The organism is Streptomyces sp. NPDC031479 (genome assembly GCF_055581065.1).
In genome coordinates this window covers 63,270-72,212 of record NZ_JBVIKC010000029.1, presented here as the reverse complement: position 1 = coordinate 72,212, position 8,943 = coordinate 63,270, and the positions used below count along the sequence as shown (strand labels likewise).

General features: G+C 68.0%; 8 protein-coding genes and 3 pseudogenes. 6 read left to right on the top strand and 5 right to left on the bottom strand.

Features of this window, described 5'->3' with window-relative positions:
* Positions 1-199: 199 nt before the first annotated feature.
* Positions 200-733: a hypothetical protein gene (locus ACZ5D2_RS27420; RefSeq protein ID WP_468932860.1), complete on the top strand. Its 534-nt coding sequence runs from the start codon at positions 200-202 to the stop codon at positions 731-733.
* 296 nt (positions 734-1,029) lie between these two features.
* Here ACZ5D2_RS27420 and ACZ5D2_RS27415 read toward each other — a convergent pair.
* The 3 genes and pseudogenes from ACZ5D2_RS27415 to ACZ5D2_RS27405 all read right to left on the bottom strand — a co-directional run.
* Positions 1,030-1,478 (bottom strand): annotated as a pseudogene (locus ACZ5D2_RS27415) (transposase); the annotation flags it as partial.
* Positions 1,479-1,581: 103 nt separating this feature from the next.
* Positions 1,582-2,589 carry a DUF2278 family protein gene (locus ACZ5D2_RS27410; RefSeq protein WP_468932857.1) on the bottom strand — a complete coding sequence of 336 codons (1,008 nt, stop codon included), beginning with the start codon at positions 2,587-2,589 and terminating at the stop codon, positions 1,582-1,584.
* A gap of 997 nt (positions 2,590-3,586) precedes the next feature.
* Positions 3,587-3,997: pseudogene (locus ACZ5D2_RS27405) on the bottom strand (ATP-binding protein); the annotation flags it as partial.
* A 497-nt stretch (positions 3,998-4,494) separates the two neighbouring features.
* On the opposite strand from ACZ5D2_RS27405, the gene ACZ5D2_RS27400 reads away from it, so the two are divergent.
* A complete protein-coding gene (locus tag ACZ5D2_RS27400; RefSeq protein ID WP_371681453.1) occupies positions 4,495-4,683 on the top strand; it encodes a hypothetical protein in 189 nt (62 codons plus the stop codon).
* 102 nt (positions 4,684-4,785) lie between these two features.
* Positions 4,786-5,109, top strand: a complete 324-nt coding sequence (locus tag ACZ5D2_RS27395) for a hypothetical protein (protein WP_331737872.1) — start codon at positions 4,786-4,788, stop codon at positions 5,107-5,109.
* A 9-nt stretch (positions 5,110-5,118) separates the two neighbouring features.
* Here the strand turns inward: ACZ5D2_RS27395 and ACZ5D2_RS27390 are convergent, their stop codons facing one another.
* The gene (locus ACZ5D2_RS27390; protein WP_468932852.1) at positions 5,119-5,898 is read right to left on the bottom strand and encodes an ISL3 family transposase; all 780 of its coding nucleotides are present in this window, start codon (positions 5,896-5,898) and stop codon (positions 5,119-5,121) included.
* A 662-nt stretch (positions 5,899-6,560) separates the two neighbouring features.
* Between ACZ5D2_RS27390 and ACZ5D2_RS27385 the strand changes: the two genes are divergently transcribed.
* Both ACZ5D2_RS27385 and ACZ5D2_RS27380 read left to right on the top strand, forming a co-directional pair.
* On the top strand, positions 6,561-6,827 hold the full coding sequence (locus tag ACZ5D2_RS27385) for a hypothetical protein (protein ID WP_331737868.1): 267 nt from the start codon (positions 6,561-6,563) through the stop codon (positions 6,825-6,827).
* 159 nt (positions 6,828-6,986) lie between these two features.
* Positions 6,987-7,835 (top strand): annotated as a pseudogene (locus tag ACZ5D2_RS27380) (IS5 family transposase); the annotation flags it as partial.
* Positions 7,836-7,853: 18 nt separating this feature from the next.
* On the opposite strand, the gene ACZ5D2_RS27375 reads toward ACZ5D2_RS27380, so the two are convergent.
* Positions 7,854-8,345, bottom strand: a complete 492-nt coding sequence (locus tag ACZ5D2_RS27375) for a MarR family winged helix-turn-helix transcriptional regulator (RefSeq protein ID WP_331737867.1) — start codon at positions 8,343-8,345, stop codon at positions 7,854-7,856.
* A gap of 96 nt (positions 8,346-8,441) precedes the next feature.
* On the opposite strand from ACZ5D2_RS27375, the gene ACZ5D2_RS27370 reads away from it, so the two are divergent.
* Entirely contained in the window at positions 8,442-8,894 is a 453-nt protein-coding gene (locus ACZ5D2_RS27370; RefSeq protein WP_331737865.1) for an SgcJ/EcaC family oxidoreductase, read from the top strand.
* Positions 8,895-8,943: the final 49 nt, after the last annotated feature.

The following is an 8,943-nucleotide window of genomic DNA, read 5'->3' as shown; positions in this document are numbered from 1 at the left end:
GCGGCGGGCTCCGGTGCTGGGATGTTCAGGAGGGTCTTGCGGGTGATGCGCAGGTTTTCGGTCTCCGCGTCGAGTTCGCCGGGGCGGGCGGTGAGGTCCTCGATGGACGCGCGGAGCTGCCGGGCCTGGGCAGTGCAGACTCGCCGGCGTCTTTGTCCCTGGATGACAGCGCAATTCCCAGGAAGGTGAAGGACGTCTCATGCCGAAGCAGGGCCCCGAAATCCGGGAGCGGAGACGAGTGCGCACCGGAACGTTGCCAAACGTGCCCCGGTGGGCGCGGATTTCGGCCCATCTCGTGCCCATCATCACACTGCCTTCCGGGCTGTGGCGGATCGCTCTGGTCGCGGGGCTCCCGGTGGACAACAACGGCCCCCTTCTCTGGTGGGAACCGGTGTACATCACCTCGCTGACCCTCGTCTCTGAAGGCATCGCGCTGCTGACACTCGGTCTCATCCAGCCGTGGGGTGAGACCGTGCCCCGCTGGATCCCGTTGCTGGGCGGACAGCGGGTCGCCCCATTGGCAGCTGTTGTACCGGCGCTGCTCGGTGCGGCAGCCTTGATCGCAATCACGACCTGCGGCGGACTCGTTGCCATCTTCGGCTCCAGCCCCTCCATGGGTTCGCCGGCTAAGGACTGGTTGCTGGCTGTCTGCTACGCACCGCTGTTGGCCTGGGGCCCGTTGGTGGCAGCAGTCGCCATTTCCTACTACCGCCGCCGGCGCGTTCAGGCGTAACAGCCACTTCATAGGGCGGTTCGTGCATGTCCATTTCCGGGTGAGACTGGGGCATGGCTGCTGGTAGCGGTGCTCGGTCGGCTACTGCTTCCTGGTGAAGCTGCCGGCGTCGACCTCGGGTGCTCGGGCAAGTCCGGCGAGCCGGCCCGGGCAGGGATTCGGTCGGCGAGGGCAGTGACGGTCTTCCGGGTGATCGCAAGGTGTTCGAGGTGGGTCTCGGCCTCCCGCAGCCGAACTTGCAGTTCGTCGATCTGGGTGCGGAGGCCGTCGGCCATGGCCTGGGCGGCGTCCTCCTGGATGCCGAGCACGTCCACGGCCAGGCCCCGCTTGCGCCCCGGCACCCGTTTCCCGGCGTCCCGGCCGGTCGTGGCGGCAGGAACTCCGGCAGCCGCGTGGACACTCTGCGTGTCCAGCACCACCAGGGTCGGGTCCTCTAATCGGCGGGCCCCCTCACGGACCTGGCAGCGCAGGAGCTCGTGGATGGCCTGGTCGGTTCCGTCGTCCCGCCAGGCGGCGAAGTAGTAGTAGTACGTCGCACTCTTCTGCGGCAGATCGTGCGGAGATAGGTCCACTGGCAGCCGGTCCGCCCCTGATGGAGGATCGCGTTCACGATCTCCCGCATCTCGTAGGCGCCCTGATGGCCACTGACCGAGCGATGCCGGCCCTTCCACGCCGTGATCACCGGCTCGATCAACGACCACTGCTCGTCCGATAAGTCACTCGGATACGGCTTGCGTTCACTCACCCCGCCACCCCAACAGGCCGCAGGCGGCGGACCAGAGGATTCCGCCCCCGCCTCATACCATTAGGCGACGACAGAATCACTCAAAGAGTCACGAACCTCCCTCTCAGAAGGTGATGGTCTGTCCCTCACGTTCGGCTTGTCGCGCGGTGTAGGCGACGCCGTGGACTTTGAGGCCATCCGGGTTGAGGAGGGTGATCGTGCCGCCTTGGTTGTCCAGGTGGAATCCGTTGCCGCCCGTGATGGTGAGGGTGGTGCCGGGCTGCAGCAGGCCGACGGGGAGCGGGAGGGTGTGTTGGCTGCGGTCGGCGAGGTGCCAGCCCTGGAGGTTGACCGGCGTGGGGGAGGCGTTGAGAAGGGTGACGGTTTCGGCTGCGGGTGCCGAGCTGGTGGGGTTGACCAGTGCCGCCATGATCCGCAGGGGTTCCTCGCGGTCGCGGGGGCGGGGCGGGGCCGTGTCGATGGGGTGGCCGGTGGTGTCGTCGGTGTGCCAGGCCTGGGACTGGAAGGCAAGGAAGACCCCGACCCAGCGGTTTTCGGCGGGTAGGTGTACGAGCAGGGCGCCGTCCTGCCAGATCCCGTTGTCGGAGCGGAACTTTCCGCTGTTGCCTTGGTTCATGTGGATGTCGTGGACACCGTTGCCGGGCCGGAACCCGAACACCTTGTCGGGAATGTTCGCCTCGGGGCCGAACCGTTGCCCGAACATGTACAGGGTGGCGGTGGGGTCGGCGATGGCCCGCTGCACGTAGTGGTCGAGCAGGTCGGCCAGGTCGTTGTCGGCGCCCTCGAGGTCGGGCGGGAGCAGTCGCATCGAGGCGGGATCGAACAGGTTGCCGCGGATGAAGTCCAGGCTGGCCTTCCCCGGTTGCGATGCCAGAGCCGTCCATCCGCTGCCGGCTGGCGGGAGCAGCTCGGTCACCGGGTGGCGGAAGTCGTCGTCAGCCAGGTACAGCAGCTCCGAGGGTGCTTGCTGGGACTCGACGTTGACGGCGGCCCGGTAGTGGGTGCCGGCGTTGTCGGTGAGGTGGATCTGGTAGTGCGGGGTGTCGCTGGATCCCTCCCGGCGCCGGTCGACTGCGCGGGCGGCCAGGACACCGTATTTTTTCAGTGGCATGGGTCATCCTTCGGATGCGGTGGGAGCGGCACGGCCGGGGTGTGGTCGTGCCGACGGGGGCGGGAAGGGGGACGGCCGGGAGGACTTCGGCGCTTGGCAGGTCCGCCAGATACGGCACCGTGTTTCACGGGTAGCGGAGGGTGGCGAGGCCGGGGGCGTGGTCGGAGGCGGGTTTCTCCCGGCCTGCAGTGGGGTTGCCGCTGACGGAGGCCACAGGGTGTACGGCCCCGGTGGAGGCGTGCTTGACGCGGGCCAGCAGGGCATGGCTGACCTGGATGCTGTGGCCGATGAGTTCTGGTTGGCCGCGTACGCAGCCTCGTCCTCGGGCCTGCAGCGGCCACCGGTCCCGTAGAGGTTGTCCACGTTCCAGTCGCAGATGACCGCCATGTCTCACCCCCGTCGCTCGCGCAGGCAGTCCTGCCGACCGCCGATCCTCCTCACGGATATCCCCCGACCGCGCCTGGGCGGGACACAAAATCGCCCAATGTTCACCCGCCTTGCCCTGCGGCCCCTCTGGGTCGTAGGCGACTCGGCCGCACTTCAGGGTCGACGGGAAGTCCGGCTTGGCCGTCTTCAGCCAGCTCTTGAAAGGTCACCTGGCTGCGTAGGTCGGGAAGCGAGAGCACTTGTCGGTGGGTCCCAGCATCACTCGTCGTCCAGAGGGCGCAGGAATGTTGTTGAGAAGTAAGAGCACCGGAAGTGGTTCGGGCTCTCCTTGATCACGTGCCAAGGCAGTCCGGCCCGTGGCAGGATGACGGCATGCTGATCCGAAAGGCCGATGCCGCGTAGGCGTCCGAAGGGGCTGCGCGCGAAGCGTTGGCGGCCCAGAAGAGGTATTCCGGTTCGCCGGATCCGTCTCATCGGCAGGCTCGATGCCGAGTTCGACCGCCGGACTGTCCCCCTCAGCCCTCACCTCGTGCTGGCAAGCCCGTGGGGCGCGTGTGGGTGGTGGCGTCAGCGCTTCCTGGAGAACTGAGGGGCTGAGGGCCCTCGCTGCTCAGCCGGCCGCCTGCTGCTGTTCGGCGCGGGCGCGGGTGGTGGCGAGCCGGTAGGAGTCGGTGCCGGTCTCGATGATGTTGCCGCCGAAGGTGAGGCGGTCGACGATGGCAGCACAGAGACGTGGGTCGGTGAAGGTCTTGGTCCAGCCGGAGAACGACTCGTTTGAGGCGATGGCCACGCTGTTCTTTTCCTCCCGCTCGGTCAGAACCTGGAAGAAGAGTTCGGCGCCGCGGCGGTCGAGCTCCATGTAGCCGAGCTCGTCGATGCACAAAAGGTCAACGCGGCAGTAGCGGGCGATGGTTTTGGTCAGCTGCTTTTCGTCTGCGGCCTCGACCAGCTCGTTGACCAGCTTGGTCGCGAGGACGTACTTGACCCGGTATCCGGCCATCGCTGCTTCGGTGCCGAGGGCGGTGGCGGCAGCCCCCGGGCCGGACGTCGGGCGGACGCGCTCGTTCCTGGCACGGTTGGGAGGCTTCAGCCCCCGCAGCTGACCAAGCGCCGTTCTGGCGTGGGTGCGGTACGCGCCCGCCGGTCCGCCGCTGGTCACTCGCCCGGGCGTAACGGACCAGCCAGGGGTGGAGGGCGCACCCGCTGTGGTGGGCGAGTTCGGCTCCCTGTCCGGCCGGCCTGCGGGGCACAGCCGCGTGGCAGGGGGGGGAGTGGCCCACCACGCGGTCCTGTACGCGGGCGCGGGCGCAGTGGCTATGACGACTTCTTGGGGTTCTGGTCCGCTTTCCGTGGAGGTTCACGGATCGTGATGTCAGTGGTGTGTGGTGGGATGGCCGGACTCTGCTGTTGATCTACTGGGAGACCGTCGTGACGTCTTCGTACTCGTCCCTGACTCGTGCCTTGGCCGAGGCTTTGGTCGATGTCCTGTGGTTCATCGAGGGCAGTGAAGACGAGCACATGGATCAGGACGATGCGGTCAAGGTCATGGAGGGCGTCGCCCACGTGGTCAGTACGCTGTCGAGTGATCAGCAGCAGGAGCTGATCGCCCTGCTCGGGGCGATGGCAGCTGCCGAGACCAACCCCGCTCGCCGTGAGTTCCTGGAGGAGTTCCCGGAGGGCTTCGGGCTCGTCGACGATCTGTCCTGAAGGGTCTCGGCTTGCTGTGCAAGGCGGCACCAAACCGTGCCGCGGCGGTTGATCCTCCACCCAGACTCGTCACCATGAACTCGACGATGTTGGATGGGCTGCATGGTGAGACGCAAGAAGGAGAAGAAGAGGCGGCCCGCCTGGGGCGTTCCGAAGGGGATCTTCCTGTTCGCGACGCCGGAAGGCTGGCGCACCAGCGTCCTCACCGAAAGCGGAAATCTTTGCGGACGGCTGGACGTGCCGATCAACACCGACCCGCCAGACGCGCGGGCTGCGGCGGCGGTGATGGTGACGGAACTCGCGCACGACTTCCACGACACCGAGGTGGAAGTGAGCTGGGATCCGCCCCAGGAGCCTTGGTCATGGACCGCCCAAGTCACCCTCGCCGCCGAAAATGAATCATCTTCGCCGGACGCCGAAGGCTAAACAGCAAGTTCAGGAGTAGAGCAGGACCCGCTTGCGGAGGAGTTCGAAGCCTGCGCGGCCGAACATCTGGCGCTTCAGCACCTTGATGCGGTTGACATGGCCTTCGACGACCCCGGAGTTCCACGGCTGCGAGAGTCTGGCAGTGACGGCATCGAGGTCGCGCTCCAGATGCCGGGCGAATCGCTGGAGGCTGGGCAGGTCGGCGGCGGTTGCCGCTCCGATCCATGCCGGCAGTCGATGGCCTTGCAGCTGGGTCAGCATGTGTGCGAAGGAGCGCACGTGCTCGGCAAGTGCGTCGAGTTCAGGACAGTTGGCCAGCACGGCCTTGAGCTGGAGCCGGTCGCTCTCGGCCAGGGCGTCGGGGTGGGTGAGGATCCAGCGGGTGACGGCGCGGGCGGATGGCGGCCGGGGGCCGACCGGCTGGGGCTTGCCGCGTAGGTTCCGGATGACGTAGGCGCGGACGTTGCCGTAGCCGCCCGGGTAGCCCTGTGCCTTGATCTCCTCCTTCCGGGCGTTGGTGCAGCCCTCCTGCCATCGCTGGTCGAGGTAGGGCTTGTACTCGTCCAGCTTGGTGGGACGACTTTGCCACTGACCGGTGAACAGTCGCCCCGGCTCGGTGGCGCGGGAGAATCGGAGAACGGTGTTGAGGCCCATGCCGAGCTGCCGGGCGATGGACCGCTTGCTGTGACCGGCGGCCAGCAGCGCGTGGACGGTGGCGTGCTTGGCGCGGGTGCGGTCGGCGAACCGATGGCCCGTTGGCCACGGCGAGGACGCGGGAGACTCCGACACCTGATTTGGCTCCTGCGGTGACTCAGGTGCGGGCCGGAGGCAGACGCGGTGCCGGTAGACGCACTTCTCGGCGGCTTCGCCGAGGTTTGCCAGAGGTGCCCTCGGTCGGCGACCTGGAGGGCTTGAGGGACGCCGCGGGTGGCGCCCTCGGCGTAGAAGAAAGGCCCGGTCCCGGCAGATAATCTCGATCCCGGGTCGTTCGGACAGCCAGGCCCGCGAGGGTGTCCGCCTCCCGGTCCGGCAGGTCCACCGGCCGGCGTGTCTCGACGTCGACAAGGACGGTTCCGTAGATCCGGCCCTTGCGCTGAGCGTATTCGTCGGCGCCGATCACGCGGGGCGTGGCGGTGGGTGGATGGGGCAGCGAGGTGATCAGCCTCAGCAGGGTGTTTCGGCTGACTCGAAGGCGTCCGGCATTCGGGCGCCGGCCCGTCCCGCGAGCGCGAGACCGACCGAGACGAGCGTCGATCGCAGCCGTTCCGTCCGGCGAGCGAATCGACGGGTGAGGCCGGGCACGATGCAGGGCACGGCCTCGTCGGGCTCTTCCCACCCGATCTCACCGGCCACCACGACGGCGCGGAAGTCTCTCTTACGGTCGCTCTGGAACTGGTGCGGGCCATGCTCCGCGATCAGGGCGCCTGGTGCCGGCTGGAGGTCCGCGCGCTGTGCTGAGAGTCTGGCCCGACCTGGCCCCAGACGTCGGTGCGGTGCTCGCCGTGCTGCCCGAGGAGGGATCCGTAGAGTTCGTCTGGGAGGCACAGGACGGGACGATCAGCCACGCGATCGTCGACGACACCGAGTACCAGCAGCTCGCCGCCCTCGTGGCCGGCGCACGAGCGGCCTGCGCACTGCCCATGTACCTCGACGAACGCCACCCGCTGCTCTGCGCCGCCCTGCCCGACAACGACGGGGTGCTCCGCACCCGATGGTGACCCGGTTCGCGCCGGGTGGCCAGCCGTTGCTGCGCATTGAAGTTGTCCAAACAGGCCAGATGCCGTGCACGGTCACAGTCGTGTGATCCGGCTACCCGACCACACCGTGCGGGCTAGGGTCCGTCTTCAAAAGGTAGTTCGATGCTGGATCATGGTGTCGTGGTACGTCGTCATGAACTGACTCATGCCGAGTGGGAGTTACTGGCTCCGCTGGTGCCGAGTGCCGGCAGGGGCCGGCCTCGGGCGGAGGACCGCCGGGTCATCAACGGGATGGTCTGCAAGATCCGGACCGGGGTTTCCTGGCGTGACCTGCCGGAACGTTACGGCCTGTGGAAAACGGTCCACACCCGCTTCCGCCGCTTCGCCATCAACGGCGTGTTCACCCGGGCTCTGCAGCAGATCCAGGCCCAGGCGGACGCGGCCGGTGACATCGACTGGCTGGTCCAGATCGACTCCACCATCGTCCGCTCCCACCAGCACGCCGCCGCCACCGGCCGAAAAGGGGGAAGCGCTGGGCGGACGAACCGGGCGGCCGATCCCGAGGGCGCCTGACCAGCAAAATCCACCTCGCCTGTGACGTCCGCGGCCGCCCCCTCGCCATCCTGCTGACCCCGGGCCAACGACACGACGACATCTGCGCACGGCCTCTCCTCGAACGCATCCGAGTACCCCGCACCGGCCATGGCCGGCCCCGCTGCCGGCCGGATCACGTGATTGCCGACAAGGCCTACAGCTCGCGCGGCTTCCGCATCTACCTGCGTAAACGCGGTATCGGACACACGGTCCGGGAGAAGGACGGCCAGAAGCGGCACCGCCGAAACCGAGGCCGAAAGGGCGGCAGGCCGGCAGGCCGACAGGCCTCGATCTCGCGATCCACCGACGCCGCGACACTGTCGAACGCTGCTTCAATCAGCTCAAGGGCTTCCGCGGCATCGCCACCCGATACGAGAAGACCGCCCCCTCCTACGAAGCACGGTCACACTCGCGTTAATCCTGCTCTGGGCAAGATCGATTTGGAGACGGACCCTAGCCCGCCGCCGGTCGCCCCTTGCTCCGGCGGGGCGCGGTGGCGCCGCGGATCTCCTCCGTGGCCGCGCGGAAGGCGGGCGCGGCACGGGCGAAGTAGTCGAAGAGCACGGCCTGGTGCTCCGGGGGGTAGAGGCCGATCACAGCGGCGATGTGTCGGCGGGCCGGGCCGACCACGTCCTCGATGCGGTCCAGCGCGTCCGGTACGGGCTCCACGATGACCCGGCGCCGGTCGCCCGGATCGGCGGTCCGGCGGGCGTAGCCGGCCCGTTCGAGGCGGTCGATGAGCCGGGTGGTCGCGCCCGTGGTCAGCCCGGTGCGGGTGGCGAGCTCGCCGGAGGACAGGCCCCCCTCAAGGGTGATGAGGCTGAGGGCGTACCACTCGGAGGTGTGCAGGCCGGCCGCCTCGGCGCTGGCCAGACCCTGGAGTCCGACGGCGTCCAGGTACCGCCGGAAGACCGCGTGCGCGTCCGCGCCGCCACCTGTTGCCATTTTCGGGATCGCCTCCTAGCTTTATATCTGCACGCATGCAGATACTGTGTTCAGTCAGTATCTGCATCAGTCTAGCCAATTGGGGAGTGGTCCGTCATGCAGTCCGCCAGCGAGTCCGTCGCCTCCGTCCAGGCCGTGCTGAACCGCCTCACCTCCGCCTGGGAACGCCACGACGCCGAGGCCTACGGCGAGCTGTTCACCGAGGACGCCACGTACATCACCTACATCGGCACCTTCTACCAGGGGCGCCGCGACATCGTGGAGAGCCACCGGACCCTCTTCGCCGGCTTCCTCAAGGGCACCCGGCTGGCGGACGAGATCCTCGACGTCCGCTTCTACGGGCCCGGCGTGGCCGTGGTGAACGGCCGCGGGGACACCTACAAGGGCAAGCGCCCGGAGAAGCTCGGCAAGGTCCAGACGTACACGCTGACCCGCGAGAGCGACGGACAGTGGCGGATCGCCGCCTTCCAGAACACCAAGCGCAAGCCGCTGATGGAGGCCGCGTCCTACCGGTTCGCTCCGGGCCTCGTCCCGGCCGCCGGGCGCTGACATGCGCAGCCGCCGACCCGTACCCCCCGCCGACCCGACGACCTTACGG